Origin of the sequence: Mycobacterium sp. 20KCMC460, assembly GCF_022179425.1 — a bacterium.
In the GTDB taxonomy this organism is placed as follows: domain Bacteria; phylum Actinomycetota; class Actinomycetes; order Mycobacteriales; family Mycobacteriaceae; genus Mycobacterium; species Mycobacterium kiyosense.
Genome location: NZ_AP025524.1, coordinates 405,428 through 426,399, shown reverse-complemented (window position 1 = coordinate 426,399; position 20,972 = coordinate 405,428). Strand labels below are relative to the sequence as shown.

The window sequence follows — 20,972 nt, the reverse complement described above, 5'->3', positions numbered from 1 at the left end:
GGGTGGTGCGGGCATACCTCAGTATGCGACCCCTTGACACCTGCGCCTTGACGCCCGAAGTACGCACTGTCATTCTCATTGAAAGTAGCCACTGTCAATCGGGACGACAGCTCATCGGTCTCGAGCACCGGAGGTATGGTGTCCGATTTCCACGACGTGATAGTGATCGGCGCGGGGCACAATGGGTTGACCGCGGCATGCAAGCTCGCGCGCGCGGGACTCGACGTGCATGTCGTGGAAGCCGGCGCCACCTTCGGCGGCCAGTCGACGACGCTCCGTCTGGTTGAGTCCGCTCCGAATCACCGCATCAGCCCCTACGCCGTCGACGACATCTTTCTCACCGCAGGCGGGCTGGTGGACGAGCTGGAGCTGCGCCGATTCGGCTACCGCGACGTCTATATCGATCCGTCCTACGTCTATCTGCATCCCGACGGCGCCACTCTCGCGTTCTGGAAGGACGCCCGCCGCACGGCCGAGGAGATCCGGGTGTTCTCGCCCGCCGACGCCGATGCCTACCTCGAGCTGATCCGCACCGTCGACGCACTCCTGGACATCGCACTTCCGATCATGCGCTCCAACCCACACCGGCCGGGGTTCAAGACGCTCCTGGCCGTGGCGGGAAAGGCCGCTAAAGGTGCCCGACGACTGCCCCAAACAGCTTGGTTCGCTGTCGATTCGGCCGCCCAAGCATTGGCTGAGCGGTTCTCGCACCCGATCGTGCGCAGCGCGCTGGCTCAGCTCTCGGCGACCTGTGTCGGTCCGATCAACACCAACGGCAGCGCGATCGCGTTGATGGCCCCCGGCTTCCCCCACCGCTTCGGCACGCGCAGGCCGGTCGGCGGCACGTACACGCTCATCGCGGCCCTGCTGAACAACCTGCGCGACGCGGGCGGTACCGCGGCCACTAATTCCCCTGTGCGCGAGATCATTATCTCCGGCGGGCGCGCCACCGGGGTGCGGTTAGCCGATGGCCGCCAGTTCGGGGCTAGGGTTGGGGTGATCGCCAGTTGTGACCCGGTGCAGACGCTCGGGCGGTTGCTGCCGGCCGGTGCACTCGACCGGGTCACCCAAGCCCGGGTGGACCACATCCCCACCTCTGCCGACGGCGCGAGCGCGTCGAAGGTCGACATCGCGCTGCGTGGGCGCTTGCGCCTCGACCGCCACCAGAAGACCCGAAAACGAAGTGGTCGTGATGATTTCGATGTGCGGCTGCCTGCGCAGCTGATCGCTGACAGCCTGGAGTCGGTGGCGCGGTCGGCCGAAATTTGCCGGCTTGGGCAGTTCCCCGATGACGACATCCACATGTTCACCTGCATCGCCAGCCAAGCGGACCCGTCGCTGGCACCCGAGGGCCAGGACACCCTTTACCTCTATGCACCGATCACTCCGGTGAACCCGGTGTCTGGGTGGGAAACGTTGGAGTTGAAGGCCTCTGATCGGATCGTCGCCAAGGCCGCAGAGTTCTTCGACGGAATCGAGGACCTTGAGATCGGCCGCTGCATGCAATCTCCTCCCGAGATGGCCCGTCGGGTCAACGCTTCGCTGGGCTCCACGGTGATGCATGTCGACTACTTACCGCATCGCTTGGGCCCACTGCGCCCGGCACGCGGACTCGGCGGCTACCGCACCCCGGTTGAACGACTCTACTTGGGCGGGTCCGGGTCGCATCCGGGATTCGGCATGACCGGCTTGCCTGGCCGGTTATCGGCGGCAGAACTGCTGCGCGACCACCATCGGCAGGCTCGATGACCCGCCCGTAATATCGAGCAAGACTACCCTCATGTCGGGCCCACTCTATCGGTCGAAGCCTCGGAACCCGTTTCCCCACAAGGCTTTATCGTTAGTAGCCTTGGGCGCGTCACACGCCAGCTCGGCGCAGGATCTCTACTGTCCCCCTGCCACCGTCGACCCTGATCTCGTCCCCGGTCCGGATATGGGTCGTACCGTTTTGCGTATTGACTACGCACGGCAGGCCTAGTTCCCGTGCCACAACTGCGGCGTGACTGAGCGCTCCACCGATGTCGACGACCAGTGCGGCCGATATGAACATCACCGATGCCCAGCCGGGATCGGTGAACGTCGCGACCAGAATTTCTCCCGGCTCGACGTCGTCAAAATCCGGACTGGTCAGAAGACGGGCGCTGCCGACCACTACACCGGGACTCACGCCAATCCCCTGGACGCTCGAGCTCTCTTGAGGCGGCTCGGCGTTTTCGACTTCCGGCGGAGATCCCGTCCAATGCGACGGTGGTGCGGGATACGTCTGGTACAGCGCCCTTTGGGCGCGGCGTTCGGCGACAAGGTGCCTGGCGTTCGACGGGATGCGACCGAGAAGCTCATCGGTGGTGAGGAAGAAGACGTCGTCGGGACTCTTGATGTCGCCGCGCTCAGCGAGGCATGCACCGATACGGCGCGCGGCGGCTCGCGCCACGTCGAACGACATCAGAAGGCTCTCTTTTGCTGCGCCCCGCAACGGAATACGTCGCGCCGCCAACCACAGGATCGCTGCTATGGCGGGTTGTTTCAGTAGCGGATACTTCCGGACAAGCTCACGGGTCAGCGTGGCTCGACGCCCACGATGGACCGCGTCCGCGACCTCTGGGTCTGAGTCGGCATCGAGTAGAGCGTACCGCTCGACGAGCGCGAAGAGCGGACTAGGATCCTCACGCCATGTGCGGCTTTGGAGTTCGCCCTCGGCGGGGCCGTGATAACCATAGTCCCGTTGCACTTCCTTGACATCGACGTCGCCGCGTGAGGCCTTCCATATACTGCCGATAAGGCCGGCAACCTCCGGAGCCCCTGATCCGCTGAAGGTTCCGATGTCACCGACTCCCGTGCGTTCGATCATCGCCTCGACGGCTTCATACAGCGGTTGGACAACGGCCAGCGTCGCCATCGCCTGTAAAGCCACGGCCTGGTCAAATCGCTTCCAAGCCAACCGGAACGCCGCGAATGCGTCCCGCAATGGGAGCTCAGGAATTCGCGCGCACTCGCCCAGATACCACTGCTTGGTGGTCTTGTTGACTCGTCGAATGCGCCCGGCCATGGTGGCCGCCAGGTACGGTACCCGGACTGCCACCATCGGGTACCGCGACCGAGTCGGGTGATACACCATCCCTTCCGGCGTCCGGCCCAAGATGGCGGCAACGGCTCCCTCACCGGTGGCCCCGGGAAGGCGGTCGCCGATCACGGTAAAAATGCCCACCTGCACTGCGACTCGGCCGTAGAACTTTCGCAGTACTGGTGACTGCAGTGGGGGCGGCAGGGCGCCGTCACGCTCGGCGGCGGTGATGACCCCGATCCGGAACATGGTCTCGCGGGTGGAACGGTCAACAGTCTGGCTCCACATCGATGCGCTGAGGGGAGTCTGCACGCCCGGAATGACTTCCGCGAAGTTCGACGTCGTCCACGTCAGATCGTCGGCGGGATCGTTATAGCAGTCCACAACTATGTCTTACCGCATTTCGACCGCGTATATTTCTTTTGGCAGAAACGCTCGTTAACGTTTTTGGGCCGTCGATGGAGCGAGATCACCAGCAGGAGGGATGCTGCATGACAGTAGATAACCAGCAGACGCCGTGGTGGGAGACTCACGACTCGATCTTCTTCAAGCCCACGGCTGCCGACGACTTTCTCCATCCCGAGGCCAACGCACTGGTCGAAGGTGACTCGGTCTCGGAAACGCAGTATTTCGGCTTCAATATCCCGGAGAAACGGATCTATGGCCTGCTCTACCTCTGGCACCATCCCCATCTCGGTGTGGTTCTTGGTGGAGCGTGGGTGGTTCAAGGGTTTGTGCGCCACAGTTTTCAGTCGGAGATCTTCGACTTCGTCACCTACGAGAACGATCGTTGCCTTACCCGGGACTTGCACGACGTCCACCTCAGCAACGGCTACCGCACCAGTGTCATCGAACCCCTTAAACGGCACCGGGTTCGCTACACCGATGACCGACGCGGCAACCACATCGACATCGAATTCGAAGCGCTGATGCCGCCCGCACTCACCAAGGGCGGGCTGCACTTCGAACAAGGGATGCGCGCCACGGGGACGGTGACCCTGGCGGGTGAAGAACACCCCGTCGAATGCTTCAATGTCCGCGATCGGTCGTGGGGTGCCGTGCGACCCGAGAATGTCCAGCCCTTTGCCCCGTTCCCGTGGATGAACTGCGTCTTCGGCGAAGACCTTGTCTTTGCGTGCACGGCATTGGACACACCTGACACCAACCCCGAATGGGAGGGCACCTTGTCGCGCCCGGTCGAAGGCAGCCTTATCAATGGCTGGGTTTGGCGAGACGATGAACTCGTCGCGATCGCATCAGTGACACGAAAGCGGACACGTCGCGATGCTGATTCGTTGCTTCCGACTTCCGCCGAGCTCGCATTCGTGGACGCACGCGGACGCGATTACCACCTCACCGCAGAGATCCTTGCGGGTGGAAATTGGCGTACCTGGCAGAACTTCGACGCGGCGTACTGCCTGGCGCGCTGGGAACTTGACGGTCGCGTGTCCTACGGCGATTTCCAGGAAGTGCAAGGCGCCGACTATATCCGGCACTTCATGCGGCGTCAGCCGTAGCGAGAGACGGCCTCACCGTTCGCGACGAGGCAGGTCGATCTCGGCGGCGGGCTCGTCCAACGTCCTGGGTGACGGTGGTCGAGAGAATGCCCGTGCGATGCCCCGGAAACCGAGGAAACACAAAGGGTTCCCGCACGCGTCATCCGTGCGCTGACAAGACTAAGAATTTTCAGCGAACACGTCTCACATTTGTGACGCCGAGGTCGCCCCCTTGATCAGTGCCGCGAGTTCGAATGCGCGCCGCAGCCCTTCGGGTGCTTCGTCTGCCGGTCGGGTAAGCGGGAAGAAGTCGACGATCTGGACGAAGTTGACACCGGCGTCGATGTAGGGCGCGATGACGTCGGCCATCTCCTGCGAACTGCCGTGGTGCCAGGATTTGCGCACAATCTCGGGGGTGGCGGTCGCCAGGACGGTGTCGGTTTCGGACTTCGAGTAAGTCAGCGGCAGCATGTCGGTCGCATAGTGCCATGTCTCACCCAGCGGCGGATCGAGGCCTTCGGCGTGCCAGGCCCCGGCGTGGAATCGGCCCATGGTCGCCGAGATCCAGCGGATGTAGTCGTTGCGCATCGCGGTGTCGATTGCCGTCGAATCCTCGTTCATCAGGCAGATCCACCACAGGCCGAAACCAAACGTCTCGGGATCGCGCCCCAGTGTTGTCAGCGTCCGCTTCATCGCCGCGATCTGTTCGGCGGCCTGGTCGGGATTGGCCCACACGAATGGCGCCGCGGTACAGAATCCGTCGCCGTAGCGCGTCGCGGTGTCAATCAGACGCGGACCACCGCCGAGCGCCCACAGCTGGGGCCGAATAGCGGGTCGAGCGCGACCGAGCCATGCCTGTTGCAGGTTCCAGTGGTTGCCCTCGTGATCGATCGGATCGACGTCGTCCATGAACTTTCGAAAGATCCGGAACACGTCTTCGAGACGCTTAGCGCCTTGAGAGCGCCTGTGGCCGAATGGCTTACATTGCTTCAATTCACCTGCGCCCATCTGCACCATGGTGGGGCCGGCGCTCACATCGGCCAGGGTCATCAGAGTCTGAGTGAATTCCGCGGGGCCACGTCGTACTGCGTCGCTCGTGGTGACCAAACCGAATCCTGGTACCGCGGTGGCGAGTTGCGCCAAGACAACGTAGGGGTCGGGGAAGGAGTCGATATCCGGCATCACTGCTGACAGTGGTGAGTTGTCGGGTCGCCACAATGCGGGCGGGGCGAAGAAGGTCATCTGGTCCCACACCGTGAGAGAGTCGATGACTCCGCTGGCTTGGATGGCTCGAGCGGTGTCAATTGCCGCCGCGATCGGCAGGTGACGACTGTAGACGATCGGGAGGTTGACGTGCAGAGCCTTACTCATTTGCTCTCTCCCGGTTGCTGTTTGGTCGATCACCGACGACGCGGCGGAGATTCTGGCTATGGCTGCGCGTGCCGGAAGCCCTTGAGATAGCTGCTCACCGCGATACTGCGGCCCAGCGCCGCGGGGAGTTCGTCAGGTTCCAGCACGAACGCGGCCATATCCAGGATTCCCACGAAGTCGACTCCAGCGTCGATGAACGGGCGGAACTGAGCGGCGGCCTCGGCCGGCGAGCCGTAGAAGTACGACTTTTCGGTCATCTCGCGGGTCGCGCGGCCCGCCCATTCCTCGACCTCGGCTCTGCCCATCGACAGGGGCAGCATTTTCATCGCATAATGCCAGTCTCGCGGCATCGGCGGCTCGATCCCCTCTTTTTCCCAATCGGATTGATTGACGCGGCCTGCGATGGCAGTGAGCCAGCGGGTCAGTTTGTTGTCCAGCGCGCGATCGACGACGTTGGGGTCCTCGTGCAGCAGCATGGTCGCCCACACACCGAATCTGAAGGTGTCGGGGTCCCGGCCCTTTCGCTCCAGCTGTGTCCGCATCGTGTCGCGCTCCTCGGCGAACTTCTCCGGAGAACTCCATACGAACGGGCACATCGTGCAGAAACCGTCGCCGTAGCTGGTTGCCAGGTCGATGATGCGAGGTCCCCCGCCCAGACCCCAGATCTGAGGACGGTTGGCCTTGGCGGTTCCAATCCAGGCATCGGTAAGGGTGGTGTGGTGTCCTTGGAAGGTAACCGGGCCGTCAGTGGTCATCAGCGCGTCGAAGATGCGGTAGATATCTTCGAGCCGATCGATGCCTTGCGCGCGTTTCCAGCCAAATGGTTTGGTTTGCTTGACTTCTCCGGCTCCAATCTGCACGATCGTGCGGCCGCCGGTGAGGTCTGCCAGGGTGAGCATCGACTGGGCCAGTTCGGCCGGTCCGCGCCGAATCGAATCGGTCGACAGCACGATCCCTAGCTCCGGGGCCAGCGCCGAGGCGTAGCCGGCCATCGTCCACATGTCCGGAAAGCTGTCGCAATCCGGCATGATCGCTGCCAGCGGCGTGTTCTCCGGCGTCCACAGCCCCTGCGGATACCAGGATGTCAATTGGTCCCACACCTGGAAATAGTCGACGCTGCCGCTTGCCGCGATCGCCTGTGCCATCTGACCGAACGCGACAGGAGAAAGATGGCGGTCGACCGTTATGGGGATGCTTGTCTCAATCGCTGACATGGCCATCGGCTTTCTTTGTCGGTCACGGCTTCGCATCCCGATAGGGGTTGGCGCGGGTTTGAACAATCACCAAATGTAAACGATGGTTCATGAACTAAGCTGACATGTTACCGCTGTCTTAGCCGGGTGAAAACAGGCATTTCGCTGATATATTCAGGACTTCGAGGGAAAAGGTGATAGCGATGGTGTTAACGATGCCTACCGAGCGGGAGTCCCGGGTTGAGACGATTGCCCAGCGACTGTTCCTGATTGCCGGGCCGGCGACTTTGATCGGCTTCGCGATTGGAGCTATTCCCATTGGGCACTTCGTTCCGCCCTTCATCACTCCCGGCGACACTGCCATGCAAGTCGCCGCGCAGTACGCCGAGCATGCGACACGGATTCGCTGGGGTGCGATGATCGCGATGATCAGCCTGTCGATGTTGACGCCATGGGGGATCGCGGTAGCCGTCCAGACGCGCCGGTTCGGCGGTCGATCGCAGACTCTGTGCTACCTGCAGATTGCCTGTGCCGCGATCTCCACCACGATCATCGTGTTCATGTGCATGTTTTGGGCTATCCCGGCATTCCGGCCCGGGGACGTGCCACCGGACATCGTGCGTGCACTCAACGACATCGCGTATTTCCTGATCGTATGGCCGTATTTCCCGTTCACCATTTGGGTGCTGGCGGTGGGCCTGGCGGTACTGCTCGACTCGGGCAGGGATCCCGTATTCCCCCGCTGGGTAGGCTATTTCAGCCTGTGGAATGCGATCTCCTACCTGCCGGCAGGCTTTATGGTGTTCTTCCATAGTGGTCCGATCGCGTGGAACGGTCCCCTGGCCCTCTACATTCCGCTGGCGAGCTTCTTCGCCTGGATGGTCATCGTCACCTGCTACGGATTTCGCAATCTCAGTCGCGAGGTCCCGGCAGGCTCGAATACCGTCAGCGCTTGAATACGACCTCGGCATAGGCGATGCGCTCACGGCGAGCCATCCGCCGCGTGAGCGCCCGCAACACCGCGATAGAGGGTGTTCCAAAAGATATCGGTATAGTCATCGAGACGTTCCGTGTATGCGTCATCGTCGAGAGGCGGAGTGGCAGAAAGGGTTCGGTGCACCATGCTGGCCAGCCACGTCGCGATCTCGGTCGCCGGCAAATCCGGGTGGACCCAGCCGCCGCGCTGTCCGCGCTCGATGTGATCGGCGAGGTCGTCGATGCTGTTGCGGACGAATGCCCGATAGGCGGCGTCGGCCCGCGGCTCGAACAACGCGGTGTCGCGCGCCGCGGCCAACACGGCCGCGTGCGGACGGTACCGCGCCAGGGCGGCGGCAACATCCTGGCGTAGCTCGGCCCGGGTGGGGGCTCGTTCGCGCACCGTCCACCCGACCGGCGCCGAACCCGCCGCCGCACGAGCGTCCTCAAGCCAGGCCAACAGCAGATCGACCTTGTCGTCGAAATAGACGTAGAAGGTGGTCCGGGTGAGATCAGCTGCAGCGCTCAGCTTGTCGACGCTGACCTCGGTGTAATGCATTCCGGCGTCGTGCAATCCCACAAAGGCCCGCCGCATCTTGTCGCGGGTCGCGCCGCGCCGCGCCTCGCGGTCGCTCTGTCTGCTACGCGTGGTCGGGGACATCACATCGCGCGGGCTCGTGGGTGGGTGCGTACAGGGTGTTCCAGACAATGGTCGTGAGGCTGTCGACCCACCTGTCCGGATTGTCCAACTGCCCGGTCGCGGTGAGTTCGTAAAGCCCGCTCTGAGTCATCGACGCCAGAAGGCCTGCGGTTCGGCGGGACTCGAGCGTCGGGTCGAGACTTCCCCGCGTCTGCCCTGCAGCAAGTTCTGCCGCGTACCCTTCGAGCGCGTTTGTGAATAGTGCCGAAAAGTGTTGGCGGACACCGGAATCGTGGGTGGCCACCTGTTCGATGGCCCGTAGCAGATGCCGGTGGCGCTGGTAGGTGGCGAAGATGCGCTCGGTGACCGTGCGCAGCTGATCCCATGTCCCGTCCGGGTGCAGCGTCCACCACGCGAGCGTGGCTTCGAAAAGTTCGACGACAGCGTCCTCGGTCAACGCGCGCAGCAGATCTCCGGTGTCTTCGAAGTAGACATAGAACCGCGACCGCGACATATCCGCCGCGCGACTCAACGCAGCGACGCTGAGGTCGGAATACACCGCGCCCTCCGCGAGGAGATCCTCCAACGCCGGGGAGAGCCTGGCGACGATCGCACGACGGCGCTCATCCCGCCGGCGCTGCCCGGGCCGTTGCTGCCGGGTGGTGCTGGCGTGCTGGTCTCGGGGCATCGTCCACATAGTATGCAAGCCGCTCGGCTCTGATACCGGTTGCGCCGGTGCGCTCATCAGCAGCCGGCCACGCGGCGGCGCGACGGCGCGGTCGCGCGGTGCGACGCCGTCGCGAGTGCGTCGGCAAGTTCCCTGGCGGCGCGCTCACCGGCGGCGACGGCGGTGTTGACGTTGCCCGACGAGTTGTAGGAGCCGGCAAGATGGATCCGGCTTCCCCGGCGCCGCGTGGCATAGAAGTGGCCGAGCTCGCGGTAGAGGCCCGGGTGGCTATAGACCAGAACCGGGTACCACCGGTTGACCCGGACGAATTCGATGTCGTTGGTGACGCCGGGCATCAGCGGTTCAGCATCCCGCAACAGCCCCGCGAGGACGGCGTCGTCATCGTCGTCGGCATGTTCGACGGCCCATTCGTTCATCGAATACAGTCCGATCAGGCCCTTGCCAGGCCGTGTACGACCCGGCGCCTTATTGTGCTCGGCGATGATCGCGAACAGTGCATCCGAAGACGGTCGGGGGAAAACCACGAAGGATGCCGGCATGCCGGCGGGCGGCCGCGACAGCCCGACGTTGATGTTGATGCACGACGTGTAGCGCAGGTTCTTGAGGAACGCAGCCCGATCGGACTCAAGCTGGGGAAGCAAGTCGGGGACTTCGTTGCCCATCGAACTGACGATCGCGCCCGCCCCGGTCTCGGTGTGCTGTCCGTCGGGGCCGCTCCAGGTGATCTCGACGTCCTCGGGGCGCTCGACGATTTCCTCGACGGTGACCCCGAGGCGGACGTCCAACGGCGCGGCCAGCCGCTGCATGAACGACGTGTACCCGTCGCGAAAGGCAAAGAGCTTGGTCCCGAGCACCTTCTGCCAGAGAAAGAAAAATTCGACGACCGAGATGACGTCGCCGGGCACGCCGGCGCCCGCTCGCACCGTCGGTTCGATCAAGTAGTCGTACAGTTCGCCGCTGATCCCGCGACGGGCGGCGTAGGCTGCAGGCGTCTCGCGATCGTAGGCGCTGGCAATCGAAAGATCCTCGTAGCTAAGCAGTTTACCGATCCGCAGCGCATCGATCGCCAGCTTGCCGACCTGGAGCTTGGCGCGGGTGGACAAGAGCTTGGTACGGGCGGCGTCCAGCGCCAGGTTGTCGGCCCGCAGCAAGTGCAGCGTCCGGTCGCGAACAAAGCCCATCAGCGAGTTTGACGGGATCAGCTCGCCCCGCATGCCGATCTCGTCGACCAACCGCATCACCGCCAAGTACGCCTCGGGAAGCACGGTGGCGCCGGTCTCCATCAGGAAGCCGTCCTGCTTGACGGTGAGCAGCTGTCCGCCCACCCGATCGCGTCGCTCGAGCACCACGACCGGGTGGCCCTTGGCGGTGAGCCGGTGTGCGGCGGCCAGCCCCGACGGGCCGGCGCCGACGACGAACACCGGTCCTGAACCACTGGTTTCCGCCATTGCAACCTCCCTGTCAACCGGCGTCTGACGTCTCGACCTTACATACTGTCCTGAACTCGAGACAGTATGTAAGGCCATAATGTAAGTTAAACGCCGGACCATGTCTCAACGCCGAGCGGAATGGATGACTGCCGTGAGCAATGTGCTGGCGCTCAATGACTCCCGCGCCCAACGCGCGGAACACACCGGCGGCAAGGGGGCCAACCTCGCCGCCCTGAGCCGGGCGGGCTTCCCCGTGCCCGAGGGCCTCGTCGTCACCACGAACGCCTACAGCACGTTTATCGAGCAGTCCGGGCTGCAGCACCGCATCGCCACCGTGCTGGCCGAAGCCGACTACGACGACGCGGCGGCCTTCGAGCAGACCACCGCACACATCCGCGGCGCCATCATCGAGGCTTCGATGCCCGCCGAGCTGGCTGCCGAGATCGCCGACTGCTACGGGCAGCTGCCGGTGGACAGCTATGTGGCGGTTCGGTCGTCGGGGACCGCCGAGGACCTGGCCGGCACGTCTTTCGCCGGACTGCACGACACCTATCTGGACATCCGTGGCGCCGAGGCGGTGATCGACGCCGTCAAACGGTGCTGGGCATCGATGTGGACCGCCCGCGCGACCCACTACCGTCACCGCGCGGGCATCGATCATGGCAGCGCCAGAATCGCCGTCGTGATCCAGGAGATGGTCGAATCCGAGGTCGCCGGTGTGCTGTTCACCGCCAATCCCCTGACAGCGGATACCGAACAGATGGTGATCAACGCCAACTGGGGACTGGGTGAGAGCGTGGTGGCCGGCATCGTCACCCCGGATTGCTGGGTACTCGACAGCGAAACACTGGAACCAGTAGAACGCACCCTCGGCGACAAGGAAGTCACGATCGTGCGCGATCCCGACGCCGCGCACGGCACCGTCAGTCGCGAGACCGCCGCCGAGGACCGTAACCGGTTCACCCTGACCGACCATGAGCTCGCTGAACTCGGGGCGCTCGGTAGGCGCGTCGAGACCGCTTACCACGCAATACCTCAGGACATCGAGTGGGCGATGGCGGGAGGCCGGTTCTACCTCCTCCAGTCGCGGCCGGTCACCGGGGTTGACCTTTCATGGGACAGCCACGTCGACGACTGGCAGAAGCTGCCCGACCGCCCCGACGCAATCTGGACCCGTACCTGGGCCGACGAACAGTGGACCGGCGCGGTGACACCGCTGTTCTATTCATGGCGCGCCGAGATGTTCACCCGTGCCTACTCCCGCTGCGCCGACCTCTGGGGCATACCAGAGATGAAACAGGGCCGAATGTTCAAATTCCACAAGGCCGAGGCCTACTTCAACAGCGGTCTCGAACGAGCCATCATCGAACACACAGTGTTCCCGGCTTTCCGGCCCGGACCCAACGTGCTCAACCACGTGCCACCCACCTGGCACGGAGAGATCCTGTCCTCGCCGTTCAGCATCGCCCGGTATCTGAAGATGCACGCCCGGATCACCGCTGCGGGCGACCCGGCCAACACACCGTATGCGTTCCTCAAGACCTTCGACGATTGGTTTTACAACCGCGTCGAGGAAGCGTCGGGGTTGCCCGACGAACAACTGCGCAGGCTGTCCGATCGCGCGCTCGAGCGCCATGTCGAAGAGCTCCTCGAGCTGGAATTCTCTTTCGCCGAACAGCTTTGGGCCGGCTACTACCTCTATGCCAGAGACGCATTCTCTTTTCTCGGCTGGATGCTCGCGCACTGGTACACCGGAGACAACCCCCTGGCGTTCGGCGAACTGCTCTCCGGTGCCGCCCGCCGGACGGCGACGCTGCAGGAGAACATCGATCTCCTCGCCTTCGCCGAGGAGATCCGTGAATCAACTGACCTGCGAGCACTTTTCGACGACAACCCGGGAAACGATTTCTTCGTCGCATTAGAGAACTCCGCGGCGGGGCGGGACTTTCTGCAGCGATACCGAGTGTTCGCGCAAGCTAACGCACACCGCGGGCATGCCGAACGCGACATCTACTATCCGCGCCGACTCGAAGATCCAGCGATGGATTACCGGGCGTGGCAGACGATGCTGTCCAGCCCGGAGGCGCTCGATCCCGAAGGCAACGAACAACGTGTCAACGCCCGCCGCGATGCGGTGCTCGACGAAGTCGTCGACAACATCAAGAAACGCCCGTTCGGGTTTCTCCGGGCCGAACTGTTCAAGCTCATCCACGACTGGCTGCTGAAATTCCTGATCGTGCGTGACGACGAGAGATACTACATCGACCGCTCGACGTACTCGGCCAAGCGCGCATTCCTCGAGATCGGGCGCAGGCTTTCCGAGCGCGGCATCTTCACCACCGATCGCGACTTCCAATTCCTCAGCCGCAGCGAACTTTACGAGGTGTTGCGGCGCAACGAGGCGACGCCGTTGACCAAGGCGAAAATCGCCGGGCGGATGCGTGACTTCGACCGCTTCGTCGCGCGGGAGGCCAAGCTGCCCACCTACCTGCAAGCGGGCAAGCCGGTGACGATGAGCGGCGACAACGCCGATGACGATCTGACGGGTATCGGCACCAGCCACGGCACCATCACGGGCCGGGCCCGCGTCCTGCACGGCGTAGAGGAGATCGGCCGGGTCCAGAAGGGCGACATCTTGGTCACCAACCACACCGATCCCGGCTGGACTCCGGTATTTCTCGTTATCTCCGGCATCGTGCTGGAGACGGGTGGAATGCTCGCGCACGGATCGCTGCTGGCTCGCGAATACGGTTTTCCCGCAGTGCAGATCGCCGGCGCGACCGAACTGATCCCCGACGGAGCATTGATCACCGTCGACGGCGATACGGGACGAGTCCACCTCGAAATCCAGGACGGACAACTCGATTCCAAAGAAATGGCAGAGGTCGCCCGATGATCGAGACCGACGTTCAGCGTGATCAGCTCCATCTCCCGGACCCGCTGACCGCCGAGTACAGCGAAAACCTCATCATGATGGGATACGACCAGGCCAGTGACCACGCGTTCTACTGGCACTGGAGCCGCATGCACACCGATCCCAATCGCTGGGAGGGACTGGTGGTGATCTACCGACCCGGCGGAGAGATATTGTGCCGCAGGGAGTTCGGCGCCCACGGCAACAACCACGACGTCGCGAGCTCGGGCAACTGCTCCTTCACCGTCGAGCAACCCTTGCAGCGCTGGCACGCCAGGTTCAGCGGACATGCCACCAAGACCACCACCGACATCGCGGCGAGCGCGCTAGTCCCGGATGGCCCGACCGTGTCGCTCGAAGCCGATCTGGTCTTCGAAGGAGTATTCGGCACCTTCAGTGCGGGCGCCGCGATGGACAACCAGGACTGGGGCGACGGCCACCTGGAGCAGGGTGGGCGCGTCACCGGAGATATCGTGATCGACGCGGCCGAGGCCATTCACGTTGACTGCCTTGCGTTCCGGGACCACACCTGGGGGCGGCGCAACTACCTGACTCTGGACCGGCACGCCTGGTGCTACGGGTTTTTCCCCAGCGGCAGGGTATTTCTGGTGCTCGAGGCCTGGCACGACAGCGACCACGGCCCCGAGCATGCACGATTCGGCTTCGTCGTCGAAGACGGCAAGATGCTTCCCGCTTCACCGACAAGAACACCGGGTCTCGACGACCCGGCAGGATCGCCCCGGTCGTTCACCGTGGAACTCGACAGCGAACTCGGTCCCATGTCCATCGATGTCACGATGCAGCACGCGATGTCGTTCCATCTTGCGCACCCACTCGAAATGCCCTTGGGCACCAGCTGGACCGACGACCGCAACACCATCAACGTCGAAGGCCCGACCGTCGTGCAATGGAACGGCGAGCGCGGCACGGGATGGATTGAACGCACGAATCGAGCCGGCCGCTTGACACGCCGGCCGCAAAGTCGGTTCTAGCCGAATTGGCTTGGCCGCAGAGTTTTTTCAATCCAGCCACCTGCGGTCTCGTCTCCCCAGGTGATGGTGGCCGGACTCTCGACGACACGGATTGCGTCAGTGTCGTTGAGGGCTCCCGCCGTCATGCCGACGGGCTCGTTCAGTGTCCAGGTCATGCGGTGGGTTTGTTTAACCGCAATACGTTCGGTTCCAGAGGATGTAGCGATCTCAGCGACAAATGCGGCGGGTTCGCCGTCGGTGCTGCGGAGTTGGGGCAATCTCACCTCAGTGGCGTCGTGCATCTGAGTACCGTCCCAGACGAACCCCACAGCCAGCCCCGGACCCGCGGTCTGCCACACGTTGAGGCCCAGAATAGCCCGTCCGCTCGGGAAGATGGCTGTGCACCAGGTGTTTCCGGCCATGCCACGGTAGTTCCGTGGGCCGTATGAGTGGTCGCGGAATCCCGTCGTGTTGATCTCGACTTGATGGCCGGCAACGGTCACTTGACCGCGGATGCGTCCCCCTTGTTCGAGGTGGGCGGTTGCCCAGCTCTGTTCTTCCATGCTTCCGTGGGCGCTCCAGATAGGGTGCACACCAACGAAGTCGAGGTCCACGGACAGCCGTTCGAAAACGTCGTCTGACAGCGCTGCGGCTGACACGCTCTGACTGCAGGTCCGACGGGCCATGCCGTCGAACCGCATCCGCCACGCTTCGGCCGGCGTAACGCATTCGAACGACAGCGGGCCGCTGGACGCCGTTTGTTCGTACGCTGAGGGTCCGAAGGTCCGGCTCACCAGCAACTGGCTCTTTTCCAAATAGACCGCAAGGACCCCCTCCCAGATGTGGGACGACCCCGGGATCCGGCTCCAGTGCGCCCAGACCGAGACGTCCGAGCACGTGTCATGAGCTTGGATGACAAGATTTTCGCTCCACCCGGGCGCGCCGGGATCTTGCTGAATGCAGTCGTGTACTGGGTCGACGATCGTCGATGGCATGACATCTCCATGGGCCGTGGTAATTGCTGAGCAATGAGTGGAACCGGTTGGGCTCCGACGTGGTCGCGCGCCTCCACACCACGAGGCTTACACCTGCGAGGCAACAGGCGGCCTCGGGGCTGGAACACTTTGCGCCCGCGACGAATACGGGCGCGCTGCGTCGTGACGGAGCTCCCGTAGGCATGGTGTGCACGCTAAAGACATCTCGGAGAACTGGATTCATTGGTTGCAAAAGCCTTACAGCAAAACGCTTTACGGATGGGGTCGCGCCACCAGGCTGCGCCGCGCCGACCGTTCGTGGAAGCCGTAAACCACTGAGCCGTCCGAGCCAGTCAGCCGGCCTTTGCCCTCGATGAGCACAATGGGATCGCCACTGTTCTCCCAGTCGATCCCATTGAGGTTGTCGTTGTCCTCCGTGATCGTCACCGGCATCGCATGGATGAGCTCGGAATCGAACTCGTGGCGCTCGCCAGTGGCCAGCTCGAACACCACGGGCCCGTGAACAGGTCCGCCCGCGGAATCTGCCAACTCGGGCATATCGAATCCGGTTATGGCGGTGTCGATGCCATCCCGCATCAGCACTCCCAACGAGGATTTCGCTCCTGGTCCCGGCATCATCGTGAGCATGTGAGCCGTCCAGGAGTCGGCCACCAGCATCAGGTAGTGGTGGCGATACCAACCGTCGATAATTCTGGATCCGGCCGAGTGATCTTTGAAGCCGATACCGTCCAACCGGTAATGCTCGTCGCCGGCCCGAAGCGTTCCGGTGGTGGAAAAGCTCTGCTGGATGTGCATATCACCGGCGATCTCTCCGATCGCATCGCGACCCGCATACATATCCCATTCGCGGTGGCGTCCGACCGCCTCGACATCGAAGCACACCCGCACAACTGGCGCCGAACTGCCTCGCACACCCGTCGCAAGCCTTGCGGTGGTGGTGACTTGCGCAACGCTGTCATAGGAACAGGTCCAGCCCGTCTCGGTCATCGTCAAGTCGAAATCTTGCAGGGTGAGCCCAGCCTCATTGGTGTTGCGGCCCCAGCGCCGGTCGACGGTCAGCCGGCCGTCCGGAAGATAGGTGACGATCTGTGCCCACCAGTAATCCAGATCGTGCCGGTACCGGCCGACATGCAGATAGATGCCGACTCCTTCGGCGGGATTCCAGCTGCCGTTCCAACGGGTTTCGCTCCACCCCGGCACTCCGGTTCGCGGCACGGTGTTCAGATCCACGGCTGTGCTACTCCTCCCTGATTCCCAAGTCGATGCAGGTTGCGAATGCGCTTGCTCGACTTAGCGAGCAGGCCCTTAGCGTGTGACCCCAGCGAGCCGGGATCACGGAAGTCCCCTGAGAACCAGTTGCATGATGAACGTTCGTTGACATTAGCCGATCTGGGTGCAGCCTGAACAGAGCCGCTTGTTGCTGAGGAAAATCCCCACAGTTACCCCATCGACGTGACCGATCGTTATCACTATCGTACGAATCGACCGTAGCGGCGCGAAGGAGCGGGCATGAACGACAAGATCATCGGGCCGACCGAGGCGCAGGCGAGAAGCGGCAATGTGGACGAGGGCTTGACGTGCGTTTCGGCGCCCGAGGTGCTCTGGACCACCGTCAATGCGTCTGAAGTGATGCCCGGCGTGATGCGGCCCTTGTCGGCCAGCTACTACACGTATGCGACCGAGGTGGGCCTGCGGCGCGGACTGTACGACCTGGGGATGGTGTCGGCGCGGGGGGCTGTCCTTCCCGTCTCGGCCAGCGAGCGCCTCATAGGATCGTTTCGGGGGCGGCTCGCCGCCAACGTCGACGTCGCACGCCGGACCTTCGCGGCGCTTCCCGGCGTCAAGGGTGAGGACGTCGAGCGTGACCTGCTGGGTTCAGCACGGAAGGACTTCGTTGACGTCAACGACCTGAGCCGGATTCCGTCGGTATTGGCGCGCGTGCCCAGGATCCTGATGACCGGCCGCGGCATCCCCGGCCAAACCCGAAGCTCGATCGAGAATTGGTGGCGCACCGTCGTCGACGGAGACCAGCTGCGGGTCGGGCTGCAACCCGAAGAAGTGCTCGCCGAATCGCTGGCACGGTTCACCTTCGCGATGGAACTGCAAATGTGGATGCGGATGTTGATCCAGGCAGTCTCGGCTCAGCTGACCTCGATCTGCGAGCTCACGGGCCAGCAGAACGCTATGAGCACGCTGCTGGCCGGAGCTGCGGGCACCGATGAGGCCCGCATCGCCGACGATCTTTATCTCGTTGCTACGGAACGAATGTCGCTTGATCGGTTTCTGGTCGACCACGGGTATCAGGGTCCGAATTCCGGAGATCCGGCGGCCCGAGTGTGGCGGGAGGACCGGCGCCCGCTGGAGCGACTGTTGGGCGCCATCGCGCAGTCCGAACCACCCGCACAGCGTCGCGCCCGCGCGGTCGCCGAGCGTGACCGTACGGTGGCCAGCATCCTGAGAGATCTGCCAGCGCACCGGCGCCCCGCCGCACGGCTGGCGATCCGGCTGGCGCCGGCGGCCTCGCGGGCCATCCAGGGCAACAAGGCATCCACACTGTTGGCGATCGACTGTGGCCGCGCCGCCGCTCGTGCCCTGGGCAGCGAGCTGGTCACAGCGGGAACGCTCACCGATCCCGACGATGCCTTCTACTTCTTCTCAGACGAACTCACCGAGGTCCGCCGGCGCGATCCCGGCGAGACAACCGATCTGGTAGCACGGCGGCGGGCACTACGGACCCAACTGCTGCAGGTCGCACTTCCAGAAACCTGGCTGGGCACGCCGGCCGAAATTCCCCTGGGCGCCCTCGAACTCAGGGACGTCAGCGAGGTAACCGGGCTCGGTGCGAGCCCGGGCATCGTCGAAGGCCGGGTTCGCGTGGTGCTGGATTCCGCCGACGATGTCGACATCGACAACGGCGACATCTTGGTCTGCCCGACCACCGATCCCAGCTGGGTCTCGTTGATGACTGTCGCCGCGGCAGTCGTGATCGACATCGGCGCCGCCGTCTCCCACGGCGCGATCGTCGCGCGCGAACTCGGTGTGCCCTGCGTGATCGGCACCAGCTCGGGCACACGGGACCTCCGGGACGGCGACTTGGTGCGTGTCGACGGCTCCACCGGCGTGGTCGTGATCCTGGAACGCGGAAGGCCAACGGCGGCAAACCTGCCCGGTTGAGCAGCCGGGAGGCGCTGCGGTTTGCCACACGGAGTACTTACACGCCCAGCGACGATATGGATCGCGACGTCTATGGCGTCGAGCGTGCCGGTGATCAGGTCCTTCGGTGCAATAACACCCCTAGGAATATGATGTTCGACACCGTATCATTGATACGGTGCATATTCTTGGCGCTGACGCTAACGAGGGGTCCGACCCGAGGATTTCACACGCGTCTTACATCGTCCTCGGCATCGTTGCGGTCCGCGGGCCGACAACGTCATACCAACTCAAGAGTTACGTATCAGGCTCCATCGGGTATTTCTGGCCGCTCCCCCACGCCGTCCTCTATCGCGAACCCAAGCGACTCGAAGCGCTGGGCTTGCTGACCTCACATACCGAAACTGACGGGCGCAGAAGGCAATTCTTCGAGATCACCGAAGACGGGACTGCTGCGTTGCGGAGTTGGATCGAGGAACCCGCCAGTCAGGCGCCCGAATTGCGCGATGAAGCACTGCTGAAGCTGCACTTCGGCAGCCTCGTCGACGGCGCGAGTGTGCAACGGATGGCCGAAGAGCAGCTGCTGGTCCGCAAGAGCAGGCTGGCCTTTTTCAGCGACCTCGAGAACCGCTACCGCAACTGGCCCGAACATGGGCACGCATTGGCAACACTCAAGGCCGGCCAAGCCTTCGAGCGGGCCTTTATCGCGTTCTGGCGCGAACTCGCCACGAACGCAAACGATCTCAGAACTTCCCGACCCACATCAGACGATGCCCGAGAGGAACTCCGATGAGCAACGCATCCCTTTCGGCTCGCGCGGTGGACAACCGACCGCCGCACCCTGAGGCTGTTGCGATCGCGGCAAAGTTGCTCACCTGGGAGCACATCGTCGATCCCTATCCGACATACGCTCGGCTGCGCGAGTTGGAACCCGTGCTCTTCGTCAAGGAGATGAATGCTTGGCTCGTAACGAGATTCGACGATGTCAAGACGGCGTTTTCCGACGACCGGCTGGCCGTGTCGTTCGCCCAGTATCAGATCAATCGTCAGGGCCCCGCTGTCGTCGAGGAGCCGTATTTCAAGATCGCGATGAGCATGCTGGTGTGCAACGACGCGCCCTTGCACACCAGGCTGCGTCGCGTGTTTCGCGCGCCGTTCACATCGGCCCGGATCCAGGGTCTTGCACCGATGATCGAGCAATTGTGCCGGGATCGACTCGATGCGCTGTACCCGAGTAGAAGAGCCGACGTCGTCGCCGATTTCTCCCGTGAGATCCCGCTGGCCACCATCGGGGCGCTTCTCAACGTGCCGCGCGATGACTACGCCCAAGTGGCGCAGTGGGTGTACGACTTCGCGCCGGTGCTCGAAGTGTCGCCGATGACCGATGAGCAATTGTCCCGCTCGAATGACGCGATCGTAGGACTGGAGTCGTACTTCACCGACCTGGTTGCACATCGCCGCGAGAGCCCCGGTGAGGATTTCATCAGCGCGGTCATCCAGGCCAATGATGCGGACCCCGAGCCGATGAGCGAATCGCAACTCGTCAACAACCTCAGCTTGCTCTACTTCGCAGGACAGGACACCCAGAAGTACCAGTTCACCAATATGGTCGCCGCACTCGATGCGAATCCAGAGGCCTATGAGTATGTGCTGCAAGATATTCCGGGGCGCGTTGGAATATTGGCGCGCGAGTTGTACCGCTATGACTCCACGTCACAGTTCATGGGCCGAACAGCTCGCGAGGACGTTGAGCTGGGCGGACAACTGATTCGCGCGGGCGAGACCGTGATGATCTGCAACGGCGGGTCGAATCGCGATGCCGGGAAGTTCTCCGATCCCGACGCGATCCGTTTCGACCGCGGGCCGACCAACGACATGAACGCTTTCATGTCCTTCGGCGCTGGGCGCCACCGCTGCCTGGGCGTGCACCTTGCGCAGCTGCAGCTGCCGATCATGCTGCAGACCTTTCTGGAAACACTGGGCCGGGTGCACGTCGAACGCAAAGCGGCGATACGCCATCCGAGCATCGCGACCCGCGGCTATGACGTGCTTCCTGTCACTTGGGAGGTTCGAAGCCCGGCGTGA

16 protein-coding genes are annotated in these 20,972 nt (G+C 63.4%); 8 read left to right on the top strand and 8 right to left on the bottom strand.

Translation table 11 applies throughout. The annotated features are described in order from the left end of the window. Positions 1-135: 135 nt before the first annotated feature. Complete coding sequence (locus tag MKCMC460_RS01980; RefSeq protein ID WP_236979467.1) at positions 136-1,749, top strand: NAD(P)/FAD-dependent oxidoreductase; 1,614 nt, start codon at positions 136-138, stop codon at positions 1,747-1,749. A 109-nt stretch (positions 1,750-1,858) separates the two neighbouring features. On the opposite strand, the gene MKCMC460_RS01975 is transcribed toward MKCMC460_RS01980, so the two are convergent. Further along, positions 1,859-3,445 (bottom strand): PEP-utilizing enzyme, encoded by a 1,587-nt coding sequence (locus MKCMC460_RS01975; protein WP_238305266.1) that lies wholly within the window; start codon positions 3,443-3,445, stop codon positions 1,859-1,861. A 74-nt stretch (positions 3,446-3,519) separates the two neighbouring features. Here MKCMC460_RS01975 and MKCMC460_RS01970 point away from each other — a divergent pair, with 74 nt between their 5' ends. Continuing rightward, a complete protein-coding gene (locus tag MKCMC460_RS01970; protein WP_236979463.1) occupies positions 3,520-4,578 on the top strand; it encodes a hypothetical protein in 1,059 nt (352 codons plus the stop codon). A gap of 183 nt (positions 4,579-4,761) precedes the next feature. On the opposite strand, the gene MKCMC460_RS01965 is transcribed toward MKCMC460_RS01970, so the two are convergent. Further along, entirely contained in the window at positions 4,762-5,928 is a 1,167-nt protein-coding gene (locus MKCMC460_RS01965) for an LLM class flavin-dependent oxidoreductase (protein ID WP_236979461.1), read from the bottom strand. Positions 5,929-5,984: 56 nt separating this feature from the next. After that, complete coding sequence (locus MKCMC460_RS01960; protein WP_236979460.1) at positions 5,985-7,148, bottom strand: LLM class flavin-dependent oxidoreductase; 1,164 nt, start codon at positions 7,146-7,148, stop codon at positions 5,985-5,987. A 176-nt stretch (positions 7,149-7,324) separates the two neighbouring features. On the opposite strand from MKCMC460_RS01960, the gene MKCMC460_RS01955 reads away from it, so the two are divergent. Next, positions 7,325-8,077, top strand: a complete 753-nt coding sequence (locus tag MKCMC460_RS01955; RefSeq protein WP_238305265.1) for a DUF4386 domain-containing protein — start codon at positions 7,325-7,327, stop codon at positions 8,075-8,077. A 26-nt stretch (positions 8,078-8,103) separates the two neighbouring features. Here the strand turns inward: MKCMC460_RS01955 and MKCMC460_RS01950 are convergent, their stop codons facing one another. The 3 genes from MKCMC460_RS01950 to MKCMC460_RS01940 are packed head-to-tail and all read right to left on the bottom strand — an operon-like array spanning position 8,104 to position 10,845. Beyond that, positions 8,104-8,757: a TetR/AcrR family transcriptional regulator gene (locus MKCMC460_RS01950; protein ID WP_238305264.1), complete on the bottom strand. Its 654-nt coding sequence runs from the start codon at positions 8,755-8,757 to the stop codon at positions 8,104-8,106. Beyond that, positions 8,738-9,424 (bottom strand): TetR/AcrR family transcriptional regulator, encoded by a 687-nt coding sequence (locus tag MKCMC460_RS01945; protein WP_236979454.1) that lies wholly within the window; start codon positions 9,422-9,424, stop codon positions 8,738-8,740. Before MKCMC460_RS01945 ends, MKCMC460_RS01950 begins: the two co-directional genes overlap by 20 nt. A gap of 56 nt (positions 9,425-9,480) precedes the next feature. Beyond that, a complete protein-coding gene (locus tag MKCMC460_RS01940; RefSeq protein WP_238305263.1) occupies positions 9,481-10,845 on the bottom strand; it encodes an NAD(P)/FAD-dependent oxidoreductase in 1,365 nt (454 codons plus the stop codon). 151 nt (positions 10,846-10,996) lie between these two features. Between MKCMC460_RS01940 and MKCMC460_RS01935 the strand changes: the two genes are divergently transcribed. Beyond that, positions 10,997-13,750, top strand: coding sequence for a PEP/pyruvate-binding domain-containing protein (locus tag MKCMC460_RS01935; protein WP_236979448.1), 2,754 nt, complete (start codon positions 10,997-10,999; stop codon positions 13,748-13,750). After that, a complete protein-coding gene (locus tag MKCMC460_RS01930; protein ID WP_236979446.1) occupies positions 13,747-14,760 on the top strand; it encodes a hypothetical protein in 1,014 nt (337 codons plus the stop codon). The genes MKCMC460_RS01935 and MKCMC460_RS01930 overlap by 4 nt, the downstream gene beginning before the upstream one ends. Here the strand turns inward: MKCMC460_RS01930 and MKCMC460_RS01925 are convergent. Further along, positions 14,757-15,734 (bottom strand): hypothetical protein, encoded by a 978-nt coding sequence (locus MKCMC460_RS01925; RefSeq protein WP_236979444.1) that lies wholly within the window; start codon positions 15,732-15,734, stop codon positions 14,757-14,759. The genes MKCMC460_RS01930 and MKCMC460_RS01925 overlap by 4 nt on opposite strands. Before the next feature lie 252 nt (positions 15,735-15,986). After that, positions 15,987-16,964 carry a hypothetical protein gene (locus MKCMC460_RS01920; protein ID WP_236979443.1) on the bottom strand — a complete coding sequence of 326 codons (978 nt, stop codon included), beginning with the start codon at positions 16,962-16,964 and terminating at the stop codon, positions 15,987-15,989. Positions 16,965-17,243: 279 nt separating this feature from the next. On the opposite strand from MKCMC460_RS01920, the gene MKCMC460_RS01915 reads away from it, so the two are divergent. The 3 genes from MKCMC460_RS01915 (at position 17,244) to MKCMC460_RS01905 (ending at position 20,972) form a co-directional block, all read left to right on the top strand. Then, on the top strand, positions 17,244-18,908 hold the full coding sequence (locus tag MKCMC460_RS01915; protein WP_238305261.1) for a PEP-utilizing enzyme: 1,665 nt from the start codon (positions 17,244-17,246) through the stop codon (positions 18,906-18,908). A gap of 157 nt (positions 18,909-19,065) precedes the next feature. Beyond that, positions 19,066-19,680, top strand: coding sequence for a PadR family transcriptional regulator (locus MKCMC460_RS01910; RefSeq protein WP_236979439.1), 615 nt, complete (start codon positions 19,066-19,068; stop codon positions 19,678-19,680). Further along, entirely contained in the window at positions 19,677-20,972 is a 1,296-nt protein-coding gene (locus tag MKCMC460_RS01905) for a cytochrome P450 (RefSeq protein ID WP_236979438.1), read from the top strand. The genes MKCMC460_RS01910 and MKCMC460_RS01905 overlap by 4 nt, the downstream gene beginning before the upstream one ends.

Bases quoted from the DNA above. Each gene is read 5' to 3' on its own strand.
- MKCMC460_RS01915 (WP_238305261.1), top strand. From the start codon at position 17,244: ATGAACGACAAGATCATCGGGCCGACCGAGGCGCAGGCGAGAAGCGGC.
- MKCMC460_RS01935 (WP_236979448.1), top strand. From the start codon at position 10,997: ATGACTGCCGTGAGCAATGTGCTGGCGCTCAATGACTCCCGCGCCCAA.
- MKCMC460_RS01950 (WP_238305264.1), bottom strand. From the start codon at position 8,757: ATGTCCCCGACCACGCGTAGCAGACAGAGCGACCGCGAGGCGCGGCGC.
- MKCMC460_RS01970 (WP_236979463.1), top strand. From the start codon at position 3,520: ATGGAGCGAGATCACCAGCAGGAGGGATGCTGCATGACAGTAGATAAC.
- MKCMC460_RS01980 (WP_236979467.1), top strand. From the start codon at position 136: ATGGTGTCCGATTTCCACGACGTGATAGTGATCGGCGCGGGGCACAAT.
- MKCMC460_RS01945 (WP_236979454.1), bottom strand. From the start codon at position 9,424: ATGCCCCGAGACCAGCACGCCAGCACCACCCGGCAGCAACGGCCCGGG.
- MKCMC460_RS01905 (WP_236979438.1), top strand. From the start codon at position 19,677: ATGAGCAACGCATCCCTTTCGGCTCGCGCGGTGGACAACCGACCGCCG.
- MKCMC460_RS01960 (WP_236979460.1), bottom strand. From the start codon at position 7,148: ATGGCCATGTCAGCGATTGAGACAAGCATCCCCATAACGGTCGACCGC.
- MKCMC460_RS01930 (WP_236979446.1), top strand. From the start codon at position 13,747: ATGATCGAGACCGACGTTCAGCGTGATCAGCTCCATCTCCCGGACCCG.
- MKCMC460_RS01965 (WP_236979461.1), bottom strand. From the start codon at position 5,928: ATGAGTAAGGCTCTGCACGTCAACCTCCCGATCGTCTACAGTCGTCAC.
- MKCMC460_RS01925 (WP_236979444.1), bottom strand. From the start codon at position 15,734: ATGCCATCGACGATCGTCGACCCAGTACACGACTGCATTCAGCAAGAT.
- MKCMC460_RS01955 (WP_238305265.1), top strand. From the start codon at position 7,325: ATGGTGTTAACGATGCCTACCGAGCGGGAGTCCCGGGTTGAGACGATT.